Raw genomic sequence first — 16,161 nt, 5'->3', positions numbered from 1 at the left:
AAGTGGGTGGTAGCCGGGCGGCAGGCTTGGCATAATCACCGCTGAATGACACCGGCAGAGAGACAGCGTGACAGACGATTTTGCAACAGACGGCGCCTTGGCGCAGGCTATCAAGGGATTCAAACCGCGTGAGCCGCAGCGGCAGATGGCGCAAGCCGTTACCGAGGCGATCAATTTCAAGCAGGAGCTGGTGGTCGAAGCCGGCACCGGTACCGGCAAGACCTTCGCTTATTTGGCGCCGGCGCTGCGCGCCGATCGTAAAGTGATCATCTCGACCGGTTCGAAAGCGTTGCAGGATCAGCTGTATGCGCGCGATCTGCCAACCGTCGCCAAGGCGTTGAAGTACAAAGGCAAGCTGGCGCTGCTGAAGGGGCGCTCCAACTACCTGTGTCTGGAACGGCTGGAGCAGCAGTCGATGGCCGGCGGCGAACTGGCGGGGCAGACGCTGATCGATCTGGTGCAGCTGCGTAAGTGGTCGTCGCAGACCAAGGAGGGCGACATCAGCACCTGCAGCGAAGTGGCGGAAGACAGCTTCGTCTGGCCATTGGTGACCAGCACCAATGACAACTGCCTGGGCAGCGACTGCCCGCTGTATCAGGATTGCTTCGTGGTCAAGGCGCGTCGCCGCGCGATGGATGCGGATGTGGTGGTGGTGAACCATCACCTGTTCCTGGCGGATATGGTGGTGAAAGAGGGCGGTTTCGCCGAGCTGATCCCGGAAGCCGAGGTGATGATTTTCGACGAGGCGCACCAAATCCCCGACATCGCCAGCCAGTATTTCGGCCAGCAGCTCACCAGCCGCCAACTGTTGGATCTGGCGAAGGACATCACCATCGCCTACCGCACCGAGGTGCGCGACGCCGCTCAACTGCAAAAAAGCGCCGACCGTCTCAGCCTGAGCACGCAAGATTTTCGCCTGAATCTGGGCGAGCCGGGTTTTCGCGGCAATCTGCGCGACGTGCTCGGCGAACCCAACGTGCAGCGCGCTCTGTTGCTGCTCGATGATGCGTTGGAGCTGTGTTATGACGTGATGAAGCTGTCGCTGGGGCGTTCGGCGCTGCTGGACGCCGCCTTTGAACGCGCCACGCTGTACCGCGCGCGGCTCAAGCGGCTGAAGGCGGTGACGGAGCCGGGCTACAGCTATTGGTATGAATGCAACTCGCGCCACTTCGTGCTGGCGCTGACGCCGCTGACGGTGGCCGATCGGTTCCGCGAAATGCTGGACGACAAGCCGGGCAGCTGGATCTTTACCTCGGCCACGCTGTCGGTCAATGACCAACTGGGTCATTTCACCGAACGGCTGGGGCTGACCAAGGCCAAAACGCTGCTGTTGCCGAGCCCGTTCGACTATGCCAAACAGGCGTTGCTGTGCGTGCCGCGCTTTTTGCCTTCGCCGAATCAGCCCGGCGGGGCCCGCCAGCTGGCGCGCATGCTGCGGCCATTAATCGAAGCCAACAACGGCCGCTGCTTCTTCTTATGCACCTCGCACCAGATGATGCGCGAGTTGGCGGAAGAGTTCCGCGCCACCATGACGCTGCCGGTGCTGTTGCAAGGGGAAACCAGCAAAGGGCAGCTGCTGGCGCAGTTCGTCGCCGCCGGTAACGCGCTGTTGGTGGCGACCAGCAGCTTCTGGGAAGGGGTGGACGTGCGCGGCGATGCGCTGTCCTGCGTCATCATCGATAAACTGCCGTTTACTTCACCGGACGATCCGCTGCTGAAGGCGCGCATTGAAGATTGCCGCCTGCGCGGCGGTGACCCGTTCAATGACGTGCAGTTGCCGGATGCGGTCATCACCCTGAAACAGGGCGTCGGCCGCTTGATCCGCGACACCGACGATCGCGGCGTGCTGGTGATTTGCGATAACCGTCTGGTGATGCGGCCTTATGGCGAGGTGTTTCTCAACAGCCTGCCGCCCACGCCGCGCACCCGCGATCTGAAGCAGGCCATCGCCTTCCTGCAGGCCGCCGATGCGTCGGCCACGTGAAAGATGAAGGGCTTACGGGGCTGTGCTACAATGCGCGCCCTGTATGAAAAACCCAGTTTTATTCCCGCCAGAGGTTGGCATGTCCACGCGAATTTTAGCGATCGATACCGCGACGGAAGCCTGTTCCGTCGCCGTCTGGAATCAAGGCGAAATCCACGCCCTGTTTGAGCTGTGCCCACGCGAGCATACGCAACGAATTTTACCTATGGTGCAGCAGGTGCTGGCGGAATCCGGCCTGGCGCTCAACCAGCTCGATGCGCTGGCCTTCGGTCGCGGCCCCGGCAGCTTTACCGGGGTGCGCATCGGCATCGGCATCGCTCAGGGCCTGGCGCTGGGTGCCGATCTGCCGATGATTGGCGTTTCTACGCTGCAAACCATGGCGCAGGGCGCCTGGCGCGTCAGCGGCGCGGAGCGCGTGTTGGCGGCGATCGATGCGCGTATGGGGGAAGTCTACTGGGGGCAGTTCGAACGCCAGGTGGACGGCAGCTGGTTGGAAAGCGAAGGCGAGGCCGTGCTGTCGCCGGCGCAGGCGCTGGAGCGTGCGCAGCGCCTGCAGGGCGAATGGGCCCACGTCGGCACCGGCTGGCAAACCTATCCCGACCTGGCCAACGGTTCAACCCTGAGCGTACGCGACGGCCAAATGCTGTTGCCGCAGGCGCAAGACATGCTGCCGCTGGCGCTATACGCCTGGCAACAGGGGTTGGCGGTGGCGGTGGAAAACGCCGAGCCCACCTATCTGCGCAATGAAGTGACCTGGAAAAAACTGCCGGGCCGCGAGTAATCGCGGCGTATTGTGCTGTTGTTGATGCCGGGCGACGAAAGCCTGCAACTTGAACGATGAAACGCGGTCAAAGTTACAGGCATTTCAGGAGATTGCGACCATGTTAATCCGCACTGCAAGTAAAAAGCTGTCGCTGCTGGCCGTCGCCTGCGGCGCGCTGGTTCTGACCGGGTGCGTCACCGTACCGGATGCGATCAAAGGCTCCAGCCCTTCGCCGGTGACTCAGCTTTCCTCGGTACAAAATGCACCGAACCTGTTTACCGGCGCGGAAGCCCGCTTCGGCGGCACCGTGGTCAACGTCGCCAACGAGCAAGGGCGCACGGTGCTGGAGATTGCGGCGGTGCCGCTCGACAGCGGTGCACGGCCGATACTGGGCGAACCGTCGCGCGGCCGCTTGCTGGCCACGGTAAACGGCTTCCTCGAACCGGTTGATTTCAAAGGCCAGTTGGTGACCGTCGTCGGCCCTATTACCGGGCTGAAAGAGGGGCGGATCGGCATGACGCCGTATCGCTTCGTGACGATGAACGTGACCGGTTTCAAACGCTGGCATCTGGTGCAGCAGGTGGTGATGCCGCCGGCGCCGATGGGCCCCTGGGGCTGGCGTGGTGGCCCGTGGGGACCCGGTTGGGGGGCAGGCTATGGCTGGTATAACCCTGGCCCGGCACAGGTGCAAACCATCGTAACCGAGTAGCATACGCTTGATGTGAACAAATTTGACAGGGCGGCTCAGGCCGCCTTTTTGTTTTTTGGGATAAGGAATATCCGACAATTAGTGACGTACATCGCAACCTGAATAATGTTTAAAACCCGAACTGGTCTGCTGAGTTAAAATATTGTTATGGTTAGGCTGCGAGTTTGAGGGCTGCGATGATAATTAGTAATGATTTCAGGAGTAATACCTTGGATAAGGTCTGGTTAAAACGGTATCCGGCAGATGTGCCCGCAGAGATTGATGCCGATCGCTATTCGTCGTTGATCGAAATGTTTGAGCATGCCGTGCAGCGCTATGCCGATCAGCCCGCCTTTATCAACATGGGCGAGGTGATGACCTTCCGCAAACTGGAAGAACGCAGCCGGGCTTTCGCGGCTTACCTGCAAAATGAACTGGGCCTGAAGAAGGGCGACCGCGTCGCGCTGATGATGCCAAACCTGTTGCAATACCCCATCGCGCTGTTCGGCATTCTGCGCGCCGGCATGGTGGTGGTCAACGTCAACCCGCTGTATACCCCGCGCGAGCTGGAGCACCAGTTGAAGGACAGCGGTGCCAGCGCCATCGTCATCGTCTCCAACTTTGCCCATACGCTGGAAAAAGTGGTGTTCAACACCCAGGTCAAACACGTGATCCTGACGCGCATGGGCGATCAACTCTCGGCCGCCAAAGGCACGCTGGTCAACTTCGTGGTCAAGTACGTTAAGCGCCTGGTACCGAAATACAACCTGCCGGACGCCATTTCATTCCGCAGCGCGCTGCAGCGCGGCCGGCGTCTGCAATATGTGAAACCGGACATCATTAATGCCGATCTGGCCTTCCTGCAATACACCGGCGGCACCACCGGGGTGGCAAAGGGCGCGATGCTGACGCACCGCAACATGCAGGCCAACCTCGAGCAGGCCAAAGCCGCCTATTCGCCGCTGTTCCGTGAAGGGCAGGAACTGGTGGTGACGGCGTTGCCGCTCTACCATATTTTCGCGCTGACGGTGAACTGCCTGCTGTTTATCGACCTGGGCGGGCGCAATTTGCTGATCACCAACCCGCGCGATATTCCGGGGCTGGTGAAAGAACTCGGCAAATATCCGTTCACCGCCATGAGCGGGGTCAATACCTTGTTCAACGCGTTGCTGAACAACGAAGATTTCCACAAGCTCGATTTCTCTACGCTGCGTTTCTCGGTCGGCGGCGGCATGTCGGTGCAAAAAGCGGTGGCCGAGAAGTGGGAGAAAACCACCGGCAAACACCTGCTGGAAGGCTATGGCCTGACGGAGTGCGCACCGCTGGTGGCCGGTAACCCTTACGATCTGAAACACTACAGCGGCAGTATCGGTTTGCCGGTGCCGTCGACGGACATTCGGCTGGTGGACGACAACGGTCACGATGTGCCGCCGGGTGAACCCGGCGAACTGTGGGTCAAAGGGCCGCAAGTTATGTTAGGCTATTGGCAGCGCCCGGAAGCCACCGATGAAGTGCTGAAAGACGGCTGGCTGGCGACCGGTGATGTGGTGACCGTAGACGAACAAGGATTTGTGCGCATCGTCGATCGTAAGAAAGATATGATCCTGGTCTCCGGTTTCAACGTTTACCCGAACGAAATCGAGGACGTGGTCAGCCAGCATCCGAAGGTGCTGGAATGTGCGGCGATCGGCGTGCCCAGCGAAGTCTCCGGCGAAACGGTGAAGATCTGCGTGGTGAAGAAAGACGCTTCGCTGACCAAGGAAGAGCTGTTGACCCATTGCCGTCGCCACCTGACCGGGTATAAAGTGCCTAAAATTGTTGAGTTCCGCGATGAACTGCCGAAGTCGAACGTCGGCAAGATTTTGCGGCGAGAACTGCGTGATGAGCAAAAAACACCGAAGCCGGCCGATGCCGCCTAGGTGTCGCTCTCGCGCCTGACTATCAACAACGCCGGTGAATGCCGGCGTTGTTGTGTTTGAATCCTACAAGAGAATGATGTTTTGAATTATCAGTTGATCACTACCGATGCCGGATTGCAGCAGGTCTGCGAGCAGGCGAGAAAGCATGCCCAGATTGCGCTGGACACCGAGTTTGTCAGAACGCGCACCTACTATCCGCAGCTGGGCCTGATCCAGCTCTACGACGGTGAACAACTCTCCCTCATCGATCCTCTGCCGATCAAGCAATGGCAGCCGTTTGTCGAGCTGCTGGCCGACACCGCCGTGGTGAAATTCCTGCATGCCGGCAGTGAAGATCTCGAAGTGTTTCTCAACGCCTTTAAAACGCTGCCGACGCCGATGGTCGATACCCAGATCCTGGCGGCCTTTACCGGCCGGCCGCTATCCTGTGGCTTCGCGACGCTGGTGGCGGAGTACATGAAGGTTGAACTGGACAAGAGCGAGTCGCGCACCGACTGGCTGGCGCGTCCGCTGACTGAAAGGCAGTGTGTGTACGCGGCTGCCGACGTGTTCTATCTGCTGCCGATGGCCAAACAGCTGGTGCAGGAGACGGAAGAGGCCGGTTGGACCGCGGCGGCCAATAACGAGTGTCTGCTGCTGTGCCAGCGCCGTAGCGAGACGCTGGCACCAGCATTGGCCTACCGCGAAATCAGCAACGCCTGGCAGCTGCGCCCGCGTCAGCTCGGTTGTCTGCAGAAGCTGGCGGAATGGCGGCTGCGCCAGGCGCGCGAGCGCGATCTGGCGGTGAACTTCGTGGTGCGTGAGGAAAACCTGTGGCAGGTGGCGCGCTATATGCCGTCTTCGCTGGGAGAACTGGATTCGCTGGGCCTGAGCGGGCCGGAGATCCGTTATCACGGTAAAACGCTGCTGGCGCTGGTGGCGGAAGCCGAAGCACTGGAAGAATCCGAGTTGCCGGCGCCGTTGGCTAACCTTATCGATCAGCCGGGCTACAAGAAGGTGTTCAAAGACATCAAGGCGGCGATCGCTGCCGTCAGCGAGCAAAGCGGGTTGAGCAGCGAACTGCTGGCATCCCGTCGCCAAATTAACCAATTGCTGAACTGGCATTGGAAACTGAAGGACGTCGAAAGTCGCCCTGAATTAATCAGCGGCTGGCGCGGCGATCTATTAATGGCACCGCTGCAGGACATCCTGAAAGATTATTAATCGCTGATTATCACCAGGGCAGGGTAGGGAAACTCTGCTCGGGTGAATATAGGCAGGAAATAATGCGTTGAAGGTAAATCTGGCCAGAATTTACTTTAAACGAGGCGGCGGCAAAGTTAATTGGGAATTGTCCCAAAGGGAAAAATCACTTTTTTGCTGCCGATAAAGCTTAATAACTGGATGCACATACAGTTACCCCCTGCATAAAATATACAGGGGGTAATTAATGCGTCGCAATCATTTAGCTGCTTCTTCCGATTCCGGTAATGTCACGTTAAGTTCAAGTACCGAAATATCGTCCCCTTTCTGCTCGAATTGCACGTGCAGCATTTCAGGATCGATCTGAATGTATTTGCAAATAACCGCCAGAATATCGCGTTTCAGATCAGGCAGATACGGGGGCTCACTGTCCCCGCGACGACGCTCTGCGACGATAATCTGCAGCCGTTCCTTGGCTATATTGGCTGTCTGTTTTTTGCGGGACAGAAAGAAGTCTAATAAGGCCATGGTTTATCCCCCAAAAAGGCGTTTCAGGAAACCCTTCTTCTCTTCTTCAATGAAGCGGAATGGGCGTTCTTCCCCCAACAAGCGGCAAACAGTATCGTCGTACGCCTTACCGGCGTCTGACTCGGCATCCAGAATGACAGGCTCACCCTGGTTGGAAGCGCGCAGCACGGACTGGTCTTCCGGAATCACACCCACCAGTGGAATGCGCAGGATTTCCAGCACGTCTTCCATGCTCAGCATGTCGCCACGGCTGACGCGGCCCGGGTTGTAACGGGTCAGCAGCAGGTGTTCCTTGATTGGCGATTCGCCTTTCTCGGCGCGGCGTGACTTGGAAGAGAGGATGCCCAGGATACGGTCGGAGTCGCGTACCGAAGACACTTCCGGGTTGGTGGTGATGATAGCTTCGTCGGCGAAGTACAGCGCCATCAGCGCACCGGTTTCGATACCGGCCGGTGAATCGCACACCACGAAGTCAAAATCCATCTCGCCGAGATCGTTGAGAATTTTTTCAACGCCTTCGCGGGTCAACGCGTCTTTGTCGCGCGTCTGCGAAGCAGGCAGGATATAGAGGTTTTCAGTGCGTTTGTCTTTGATCAACGCCTGATTCAGCGTGGCATCGCCCTGAATCACGTTCACGAAATCATACACTACCCGACGTTCGCAGCCCATGATCAGGTCAAGATTACGCAGGCCGATATCGAAATCGATCACGACGGTTTTCTTGCCTTTCTGGGCCAGGCCGGTAGCGATGGCCGCGCTCGAAGTGGTCTTGCCAACGCCCCCTTTACCCGATGTAACAACAATAATGCGTGCCATGAAATGGATTCCTTGTCAAAAGGGCTTAGTTTAAAGGTTGTATGGTTAAAGCGTTATCCAACAGGCTGAGTCGTACGGCCTGCCCGACGTAATCGGACGGGATTTGGTCGCTCAACCAGTACTGCCCTGCGATAGAGACTAGCTCAGCCGCCAGGTGGGTGCAAAAAATCTGACATTGCGTGTCGCCTGACGCGCCTGCCAGTGCGCGACCGCGCATCATGCCGTAGACATGAATGTTGCCGTCGGCAATCAATTCGGCGCCGGCGCTGACGCTGTTGGTCACGATAAGATCGCAGTTGCGGGCGTAAATCTGTTGGCCGGAACGGACAGGCGTGCTGATGATACGCGTTTTAGCGGGGGCGTTATCCGCCGCCACGGGCGCAGGCGCAGGCTCCGGCGCCGCCATCTTCTGGCCTTTGCCTTCGCTCAGCAGCGGCAGCCCGGCACGGGCTATCGCGCGCTTTTGACGCTCATCTCTGCAACCGCTGATACCCACAACGCGCAGACCTGCTGCCGCGACAGCCTGTTGAAGTTCTTTCCAGTTCGCATCGCCATCCAGCGTTGCGACGTTGATAACAACAGGGGCGTTTTTCAGAAAAGCGGGCGCTTGCTCAACTTTTTCCTGTAACGCCTGACGTATTACCTCAGGCTGCGAATTATGCAAATGAACAACCGATAGGGTAAAACTGCTGCCTTTTAGCTCAATTGGCGATTGTGACATCTATCCTGACTCAGTCTCAGCAACTTTAAATCCCCGGAATACCACTCGGGGTGCGATATTCCGATGTACTATAAGCATGTTATAGTCAGAGTTATATCCAGGCAAGACGCTCCCTCAATTAAATAGAGTTAAAAAAATGCTTTGTGTGATCTATAGAAGCCCGAAACGCGATCAAACTTATCTTTATGTCGAAAAAAAAGACGATTTCTCTCGTGTGCCGGAAGAGCTGATGAAAAGTTTCGGCGTGCCGCAATTCGCCATGATGCTTTCGCTCGATGAGCGCAAGAAATTGGCCTCGGCGGATATCGAAAAGGTGAAGCAGGCGTTGAAAGACGAAGGCTATTACCTGCAGTTCCCGCCGCCGGTAGAAAACCTGCTCAATCAGCATCTGGCGGGCGACAAGGCCTGAGACGGCGGCCACGGCCAGGGGAGGCGCGATGACACGTTCGGCGAGAAGAACCGTATTGGCCGCCTGGCTGGCGCTGGGCGGTGTGCTGATACCGGGCGCACCGCAGGCGGCACAGGAGGCGACGCTGGCGGCGAGCGGCCGGGATCCGGCGCAGTTTCCGGCGTATGTCGAGCAACTCAAGCGCCAGGCGCGGGAGCAGGGTATCAGCCAGAGCACCCTTGACCGTGCTTTTGCGCAAATACATTTCGTCGATCGGGTGATCAAGGCCGATCGCAATCAGCCGGAGCAGAAGATTACCCTGGATGACTACCTGCGGCGTGTAATGTCGCCCGCCAAGGTGCGCCAGGGGCGCGAACTGTACCGGCAGCGCCAGGCGCAATGGACGCGCGCCAGCGAGCGCTATCGGGTGCCGGGGCGCTATATCATCGCGCTGTGGGGCATGGAAAGCGCCTACGGTAAGATTCAGGGGCGGGAAGACGTGGTGTCCGCGCTGGCGACGCTGGCGTTTGAAGGGCGCCGCGAGGCCTTTTTCAGCAAGGAGCTGATGGCGGCGTTGCAGATAGTCGAGCAGGGGCACGTCGGCGATACGCCCCTGAAAGGCTCCTGGGCCGGCGCAATGGGGCAATGCCAGTTTATGCCGAGCTCTTTCTTGCGCTACGCGGCGGACGGCGACGGTGACGGGCGCATCGATATTTGGAACAACATTGATGATGTCTTCGCGTCTACGGCCAGTTATTTGTCCAAAGAAGGCTGGCAGGCCGGCATCGGCTGGGGGCGCGAGGTCAAATTGCCCGCCGGTTTCAATCGGGCCGAGCTGGGGTTGAAAGACGCGCAGGCGCGCAGCGTCAACGCCTGGCAACAACGCGGGGTGCGTCGTGCGGATGGCAGTGCCTTGCCGCACGCTGTTCAGCGCGGTTGGATCATCGCGCCGGATGATCTGCAGGGGCGGACGTTCCTGGTCTATGATAATTTTCGCACCCTCATGCACTGGAATCGCTCTTACTATTTCGCCCTCGCCGTGGGTATGATGGCGGACGCGATCGGGCATTGATCCGGCACACCAATAATCGGCTTGGCGCGCCAAGCCTCTACAGTTTGGGAGAAGCGGTATGTATCAACATAGAGACTGGCAGGGTTCGCTGCTCGATTTCCCGGTGAACAAGGTGGTCTGCGTCGGCAGTAACTACGCCGATCACATCAAGGAATTGGGCAGCGCGGTTTCCGTCGAGCCGGTGGTGTTCATCAAACCGGAAACGGCGCTGTGCGATATTCGCCAGCCGGTGGCCATCCCCAAAGAGTTCGGTGCGGTGCATCATGAGGTGGAGCTGGCGGTACTGATCGGCACGCCGTTGAAACAGGCCAACGAAGACCGCGTTGCGCGGGCGATCGCTGGCTACGGTGTGGCGCTCGATCTGACGCTGCGCGATCTGCAGGCGGGCTTTAAAAAAGCCGGTCAGCCTTGGGAAAAGGCCAAGGCCTTCGACGGTTCCTGCCCGATGTCGGGGTTTATCCCGGTGGCGGAATTCGGCGATCCGCAAAATGCCGAGCTGTCGCTGACCGTTAACGATCAACTGCGCCAGCAGGGTAATACGCGTGACATGATCACGCCGATCCTGCCGCTTATCAGCTACATGAGCCGTTTCTTCACGCTGCGCGCCGGCGACATCATTCTGACCGGCACGCCGCAGGGCGTGGGCCCGATGGCCTCCGGCGACATGCTGAAAATCAGCCTGAACGGCAAAACGCTCAGCACCCGCGTGATCTGATCTCTCTTGCCGCCGGCGCCGTCGGCGGCAAAGCTTGCATCTTGTGGCTAAAATGTCTATATAGTCCCCCCTCGAACCTGTGCGCAGGTGACTTATCCATTTACCGAAACCGGACGCTAACATGTCACAACTCGCTTTTTGGCAACAGAAAACGCTGGCGGAAATGTCAGAACAAGAGTGGGAATCGCTGTGCGACGGGTGCGGGCAATGCTGTTTGAATAAGCTGATCGACGAAGATACCGACGAGATTTATTTTACCAACGTAGCCTGCAACCAGCTCAACATCAAATCCTGCCAATGCCGTAACTATGAGCGGCGCTTCGAGCTGGAAGAGGACTGCATCAAACTGACGCGCGAGAACCTCACGACCTTCGATTGGTTGCCGCCGACCTGCGCCTATCGCCTGATCGGTGAAGGCAAACCGCTATTCCCTTGGCACCCGCTGCTGAGTGGCTCCAAGGCGGCGATGCACGGCGAGCGCATCACGGTGCGGCATATCGCGGTGCGCGAGAGCGAAGTCGTGGACTGGCAGGATCATATCCTCAACAAGCCGGACTGGGCCAGGTAACGTCACCCCTTGGGCAGCAAGAGGGTGGCGTATTCAGACATTCCGCTCTCTGCGCTATCTGGCGCGCTACCAACGGGCGTGGGGTTATGGCATAACCGCCACTTCACGCTTTTTTATCGCGGCGATGCCAGTTAGCCAGATTTTTCAGCGGCTGCTTCACATACGGGCTGGCTTTGATCAGGCTGAACAGCAGTTTATTCACCGCCGTACCCACCTTGTCCATCGGCCGGTCGATATCGAGAAACAGCACCGCACGCAGCTCGTCGGTGTCGTTGCGAACCTCGTGCTCGTAGGAATCATCAAACAGAATCACCTTGCCCTCATCCCAGTGCAGGATCTGATCGTCAACGCGGATCCACAGCTTTTCCCGATCCTTTGGCACGATCAACCCCAGGTGCGCACGCACCACGGCACGGGTCGGGCCCTTGTGGGGCACGATGTGATAGTGCGGTTTAAGGATCGAAAACATCGCGGTGCGCATGCCGGGGATCTCGCTGACCGCCTGTGCGGTGCGCGGGCAAATGGCGCAGTTCTCATCAACCCGCTGCCCGTAGACAAACAGCCCGAAGGTTTTCCAGTTATCCCCTTTAGAGATGCGTTTCTGATCCGGCGATATTTGGTGGAACGCGGGAATATCTTCCGGATGCTCCAGCAGCCGATCCAACTCCTCCCGAATTGCCGGCCAATGGGCTTCCAGCGTGGCCACCCAGTTAAATTCATGGTTACCGATCTGCGGCGTTGTCGAGATTAGCGAATGACGGGTCTGAAACTCGCCGTTCCAGCGCAGGAATCTTTTCCCGGCTTTAAGCAGCAGGCGGCGCAGGAGGGGGCGCTGAGATGCAGGGGGCAATGCGGTATCCGGCATAGAATCGTGTCCTTGATGTCATTGACGTTATGCAGTCAGCCAGAGACAGGGCCTGGCTCACCGAAAGAAAGGGTGAAAATCACAACGTCATTTAGCATAAGGAAAGCATCGCGAATGATTTTAATCATTAGTGCGCGAACGGTGAGCGGGGCTTGGGATAAAGGGGAAGGAAGGAAAAAAGCCCCTGCAAAGATGAGGGGCAAGACACACAACAACACCAGGGAAATCGGTAATACTCACTTTGCCGATACTATAAGGATTTTATGGGCAAACTTCACCAAAATATTGTGCTCTGAATGTGACAAAGACGCAGTGGTTCATAAGTAACGGTAATTTATTGCTGCTCTAAGGCGGAAAGGAAAGCGCGGGTGCCGCCCGTTGTTGCCCGCCAACATCGCAGAAGTTTAATGTTATGTAAATTACGCGCTTAACCGAGCCGGAATGCTTCTTTTTAAACGATAAGTTGGGTAATTTGGCCGCTCTCCCGCATGTTCGAGAGTATAACAATGAAAATGATCCGTCTGTTTGCCGTGGCTGGAGTGCTGATTGTGCTCGTTTATTTCCTCACACATACCTGAAATGGGGTTATCTCTGAATTTGACCGCAATACCCTAAAAAAACGGCGCCTTTCGGCGCCGTTTTTTGTTTGTCTGCCGATCAGCGGCCGAACAGGTCGCGGCGACGGGGGCGAACAAATTGTGCGATCAGCACAATCAGCGCCACCAGCAGATAGGCGCCGAAGATGCCGACCAGCCACTGTGGCATTTCCAGCGTCAGGAACTGCCATTGGCGCACGGAGCAGTCGCCGGAAGCGTGGAACACCGCCGGCAGCCATTTGTCCAGCGGCAGCCACGAAGGGAAGCTGACGAAGAAATCGCAGGTATTGAACGGCGAAGGGTGCAACTGGATCATGGTGTGCTTCCACGCCAGCTGTACGCCTTCCCAGGCGCTGTAAATCCACAGCAAGATCGCCACATAGCGCAGTGGGGTTTTCGGCGCGATGGCGCCCACCAGCGAGGCGCCGAGGATGCCGAACAGCGCGCAACGCTCATAAATGCACATGACGCAGGGCTGCAGCAGCATAACGTGCTGGAAATAGAGCGCGACCAGTTCCAACACCAACGCTGTCAGGGCCATCAGCAGCCAGGCGCCGCGTCCTTGTGAACAGCGGTTAAAGAATTGCAACATATCTAGATTCTTCCATGCAGTAAGCAATTGAACCGGCAGTGTAAACCAATTCCTTCTCGCTGCCAGCCACCTGGGCCGGATTCAGCGTAAAAATAGTCGGTTCACCCTGCCAGCGCCGCCTTAGTGGCCGACGGCGTCGATGGGCGGCAGCGCCAGCCAATGCCACTGCGTCAGCAGCTCGGTCGCCGGCTCCAGCGTGAACTGGACGCACAGCAGACCGACCACCGTCAGCACCACCGTATAAGGCAGGGCCATCCACACCATGCGGCCATACGACAGACGCACCAGCGGCGCCAATGCCGACGTCAGCAGGAACAGGAACGCGGCCTGGCCGTTAGGGGTGGCGACCGAAGGCAGGTTGGTGCCGGTATTGATGGCAACCGCCAGCAGCTCAAACTGCTTCAGCGCGATGGTGCCGGTCTCCAGCGCCGTGCGCGCCTCGTTAATGTAAACCGTGCCGACGAAAACGTTGTCGGAAACCGACGACAGCAGGCCGTTGAACAGGTAGAACAGCGAAAGCTGAGAGGCGGGGTCGGCGCGCAGCACAAACTGGATCACCGGGCTGAACAGGTGCTGCTCGATGATCACCGCGACCACGCTGAAAAACACCGTCAGCAGGGCGGTGAACGGCAGCGCTTCCTGGAACGCTTTGCCGATGGCGTGTTCGTCGTTTACGCCGCATAGGGAAGTGGCGAGGATGATCACCGACAGGCCGATCAGCCCAACCTCCGCCAGATGGAAGGCCAGCGCCAGCACCAGCCAAACGCCGATCAGCGCCTGCATCACCAGCTTGAGGCGTTCTTGCCTGCTGCGGCCAGCGGTGGCTTTGCGATCATACTCTTTCAGTACGTCGCGCACCGCCGCCGGCAACTGCGCGCCATAGCCAAACAGGCGAAAACGCTCTACCAGCCAACAGACCAGCAGGCCGCACACCAACACCGGCAGCGTGACCGGCGCCATCCGCAGGAAGAAATCGATAAAGCCCCAGCCCGCGCTTTTGGCGATGATCAGGTTTTGCGGCTCGCCTACCATGGTCATGACCCCGCCGAGCGCGGTGCCGACGCCGGCGTGCATCAGCAGGCTGCGCAGAAAGGCGCGGAATTGTTCCAGCGTTTGCTTGCGCTCTTCACCGGTGAAATCGCTGTCATCGCCGATGTCGCCATCGGGGCGATTCGACGTCACGTTGTGATAGATGGAATAAAAGCCGGTGGCCACGCTAATCACTACCGCCACGACCGTCAGCGCGTCGAGGAAGGCGGAAAGGAAGGCGGCGGCCAGGCAGAACGCCAGCGACAGCAGCGTTTTTGACTGGATGTTGAGCAGCAGCTTGGTGAAGACGAACAGCAGCAGCTGCTTCATAAAGTAGATGCCGGCGACCATAAAGACCAGCAGCAGCAAGACTTCCAGGTTATGTTCGATTTCCTGCGAGACCTGCGCCGGGCTGGTCATGCCGATGGCCACCGCCTCCAGCGCCAGCAGGCCGCCCGGCAGCAGCGGGTAGCATTTCAACGCCATTGCCAGGGTAAAGATGAACTCGACCACCAGCAGCCAACCCGCGACAAACGGGCTGGCGAAGAAGAACACCAAGGGGTTGACCGCCAGGAAAATGAGAATAGTCAGTTTGTACCAGTCGGGAGATTGCCCCAGAAAGTTTTTGAGCAGGGCGCTGCGCAGGGTTGTTTCCATTGTCCTTTATGCATCCTTAAATCAGTCGTAGCACGTACCCTAACAATGCGGCGGGGGCGGGCGCAACCGGAGCTTGTTTTACGGCGGCAAATTTCTGCCGGCCGGTGTTTTTGCGCGTTTTTTGCCACTTTATGCACACTTTCGTTTATTGTTTTTCGCTCACGCTATGTCATGTCAGCACGATCTGGTATGATGAGCTGATTACTTTTACTGATTTTATCGTCGCAACGGAACGTCAAACACATGGTCATAAAGGCGCAGAGTCCTGCCGGTTTCGCGGAAGAGTACATTATTGAGAGTATTTGGAATAATCGCTTCCCCCCTGGCTCTATTTTGCCCGCGGAGCGTGAGCTTTCGGAGTTGATTGGCGTCACGCGCACCACGTTACGTGAAGTGTTGCAACGTCTGGCCCGCGATGGCTGGTTGACCATTCAGCATGGCAAACCGACCAAAGTGAATAATTTCTGGGAAACGTCCGGCCTCAATATCCTTGAGACCGTGGCCCGTCTCGATCACAAGAGCGTCCCGCAGCTGATCGACAACCTGCTGTCGGTGCGCACCAATATCGCGTCGATCTTTATTCGCGCCGCGGTGCGCAATCATCCGGAACAGGCCCAGGAAGTGCTGGCGAAGGCCGCCGAGGTAGAAGATCAGGCGGACGCTTTCAATCTGCTCGATTACGAAATCTTCCGCGGCCTGGCGTTCGCTTCCGGCAACCCGATCTACGGCCTGATTTTCAACGGCCTGAAAGGGCTGTACACCCGCGTGGGCCGTTACTACTTCTCCAACCCGGAAGCGCGCAAGCTGGCGCTGACCTTCTACAGCAAGCTGTCCACGCTGTGCCATGAGAAGCTGTACGACCAGGTGATGGATACCGTGCGCAACTACGGTAAAGACAGCGGGGCGATTTGGCAGAGCATGCAGGGCACCATGCCGAGCGATCTGACCGAAGCGCGTCGCTAATCGCGTATTCATGAAATAAGAAAGGGCGCCATTTGGCGTAATGCTTGTCAGTTAAGCTTTTGAGGAAGCCGCAACGTATAACGTTGCGGCTTCTTTTTTACTGCCCGCGGGTAAT

General features: G+C 58.1%; 17 protein-coding genes. 11 read left to right on the top strand and 6 right to left on the bottom strand.

The window, feature by feature from the left end; translation table 11 throughout:
- Nucleotides 1-67: 67 nt before the first annotated feature.
- The 5 genes from yoaA (at nucleotide 68) to rnd (ending at nucleotide 6,557) form a co-directional block, all read left to right on the top strand.
- Nucleotides 68-1,984 carry a DNA repair helicase YoaA gene (gene yoaA, locus AC4PR2_RS00085; RefSeq protein WP_038877150.1) on the top strand — a complete coding sequence of 639 codons (1,917 nt, stop codon included), beginning with the start codon at nucleotides 68-70 and terminating at the stop codon, nucleotides 1,982-1,984.
- A gap of 79 nt (nucleotides 1,985-2,063) precedes the next feature.
- Nucleotides 2,064-2,765 (top strand): tRNA (adenosine(37)-N6)-threonylcarbamoyltransferase complex dimerization subunit type 1 TsaB, encoded by a 702-nt coding sequence (gene tsaB, locus AC4PR2_RS00080; RefSeq protein ID WP_197657920.1) that lies wholly within the window; start codon nucleotides 2,064-2,066, stop codon nucleotides 2,763-2,765.
- A gap of 100 nt (nucleotides 2,766-2,865) precedes the next feature.
- The gene (locus tag AC4PR2_RS00075; protein WP_049271641.1) at nucleotides 2,866-3,456 is read left to right on the top strand and encodes a Slp family lipoprotein; all 591 of its coding nucleotides are present in this window, start codon (nucleotides 2,866-2,868) and stop codon (nucleotides 3,454-3,456) included.
- Between the two features lie 209 nt (nucleotides 3,457-3,665).
- Nucleotides 3,666-5,354, top strand: a complete 1,689-nt coding sequence (fadD, locus tag AC4PR2_RS00070) for a long-chain-fatty-acid--CoA ligase FadD (protein ID WP_330112829.1) — start codon at nucleotides 3,666-3,668, stop codon at nucleotides 5,352-5,354.
- Nucleotides 5,355-5,435: 81 nt separating this feature from the next.
- A complete protein-coding gene (gene rnd / locus AC4PR2_RS00065; protein ID WP_187322488.1) occupies nucleotides 5,436-6,557 on the top strand; it encodes a ribonuclease D in 1,122 nt (373 codons plus the stop codon).
- 237 nt (nucleotides 6,558-6,794) lie between these two features.
- Here rnd and minE read toward each other — a convergent pair whose 3' ends face one another.
- Genes minE through minC form a run of 3 tightly spaced genes read right to left on the bottom strand, consistent with a single transcriptional unit; the run spans nucleotide 6,795 to nucleotide 8,601 of the window.
- The gene (gene minE, locus AC4PR2_RS00060) at nucleotides 6,795-7,064 is read right to left on the bottom strand and encodes a cell division topological specificity factor MinE (protein WP_004932303.1); all 270 of its coding nucleotides are present in this window, start codon (nucleotides 7,062-7,064) and stop codon (nucleotides 6,795-6,797) included.
- A gap of 3 nt (nucleotides 7,065-7,067) precedes the next feature.
- A complete protein-coding gene (gene minD, locus AC4PR2_RS00055) occupies nucleotides 7,068-7,880 on the bottom strand; it encodes a septum site-determining protein MinD (RefSeq protein ID WP_016927452.1) in 813 nt (270 codons plus the stop codon).
- 25 nt (nucleotides 7,881-7,905) lie between these two features.
- Entirely contained in the window at nucleotides 7,906-8,601 is a 696-nt protein-coding gene (gene minC / locus AC4PR2_RS00050) for a septum site-determining protein MinC (RefSeq protein ID WP_060423893.1), read from the bottom strand.
- 136 nt (nucleotides 8,602-8,737) lie between these two features.
- Between minC and AC4PR2_RS00045 the strand changes: the two genes are divergently transcribed.
- The 4 genes from AC4PR2_RS00045 to ycgN all read left to right on the top strand — a co-directional run bounded on the left by AC4PR2_RS00045 (nucleotide 8,738) and on the right by ycgN (nucleotide 11,344).
- Nucleotides 8,738-9,010, top strand: a complete 273-nt coding sequence (locus AC4PR2_RS00045) for a YcgL domain-containing protein (protein ID WP_004932294.1) — start codon at nucleotides 8,738-8,740, stop codon at nucleotides 9,008-9,010.
- 28 nt (nucleotides 9,011-9,038) lie between these two features.
- Entirely contained in the window at nucleotides 9,039-10,061 is a 1,023-nt protein-coding gene (locus AC4PR2_RS00040; RefSeq protein WP_330112828.1) for a lytic murein transglycosylase, read from the top strand.
- Nucleotides 10,062-10,119: 58 nt separating this feature from the next.
- Complete coding sequence (locus AC4PR2_RS00035; RefSeq protein ID WP_492174781.1) at nucleotides 10,120-10,776, top strand: fumarylacetoacetate hydrolase family protein; 657 nt, start codon at nucleotides 10,120-10,122, stop codon at nucleotides 10,774-10,776.
- A gap of 121 nt (nucleotides 10,777-10,897) precedes the next feature.
- Nucleotides 10,898-11,344, top strand: coding sequence for a cysteine cluster protein YcgN (gene ycgN, locus AC4PR2_RS00030; protein WP_025159803.1), 447 nt, complete (start codon nucleotides 10,898-10,900; stop codon nucleotides 11,342-11,344).
- 103 nt (nucleotides 11,345-11,447) lie between these two features.
- Here ycgN and AC4PR2_RS00025 read toward each other — a convergent pair whose 3' ends face one another.
- The gene (locus AC4PR2_RS00025; protein WP_084827698.1) at nucleotides 11,448-12,209 is read right to left on the bottom strand and encodes an aspartyl/asparaginyl beta-hydroxylase domain-containing protein; all 762 of its coding nucleotides are present in this window, start codon (nucleotides 12,207-12,209) and stop codon (nucleotides 11,448-11,450) included.
- Nucleotides 12,210-12,323: 114 nt separating this feature from the next.
- Between AC4PR2_RS00025 and AC4PR2_RS00020 the strand changes: the two genes are divergently transcribed.
- Nucleotides 12,324-12,536, top strand: coding sequence for a hypothetical protein (locus tag AC4PR2_RS00020; RefSeq protein ID WP_060439787.1), 213 nt, complete (start codon nucleotides 12,324-12,326; stop codon nucleotides 12,534-12,536).
- A gap of 330 nt (nucleotides 12,537-12,866) precedes the next feature.
- Here AC4PR2_RS00020 and dsbB read toward each other — a convergent pair whose 3' ends face one another.
- Both dsbB and nhaB read right to left on the bottom strand, forming a co-directional pair.
- Entirely contained in the window at nucleotides 12,867-13,397 is a 531-nt protein-coding gene (dsbB, locus tag AC4PR2_RS00015) for a disulfide bond formation protein DsbB (RefSeq protein WP_033643335.1), read from the bottom strand.
- Nucleotides 13,398-13,517: 120 nt separating this feature from the next.
- Nucleotides 13,518-15,083 carry a sodium/proton antiporter NhaB gene (gene nhaB / locus AC4PR2_RS00010; protein WP_330112827.1) on the bottom strand — a complete coding sequence of 522 codons (1,566 nt, stop codon included), beginning with the start codon at nucleotides 15,081-15,083 and terminating at the stop codon, nucleotides 13,518-13,520.
- Between the two features lie 243 nt (nucleotides 15,084-15,326).
- Here nhaB and fadR point away from each other — a divergent pair, with 243 nt between their 5' ends.
- On the top strand, nucleotides 15,327-16,046 hold the full coding sequence (gene fadR, locus AC4PR2_RS00005; RefSeq protein WP_025303107.1) for a fatty acid metabolism transcriptional regulator FadR: 720 nt from the start codon (nucleotides 15,327-15,329) through the stop codon (nucleotides 16,044-16,046).
- The last annotated feature ends 115 nt before the right edge of the window (nucleotides 16,047-16,161 follow it).

The sequence above is a fragment of the Serratia sp. A07 genome (assembly GCF_058725505.1).
The sequence above is the reverse complement of the archived record's forward strand: the minus strand, read 5'-3'. Positions and strand labels throughout refer to the sequence as shown.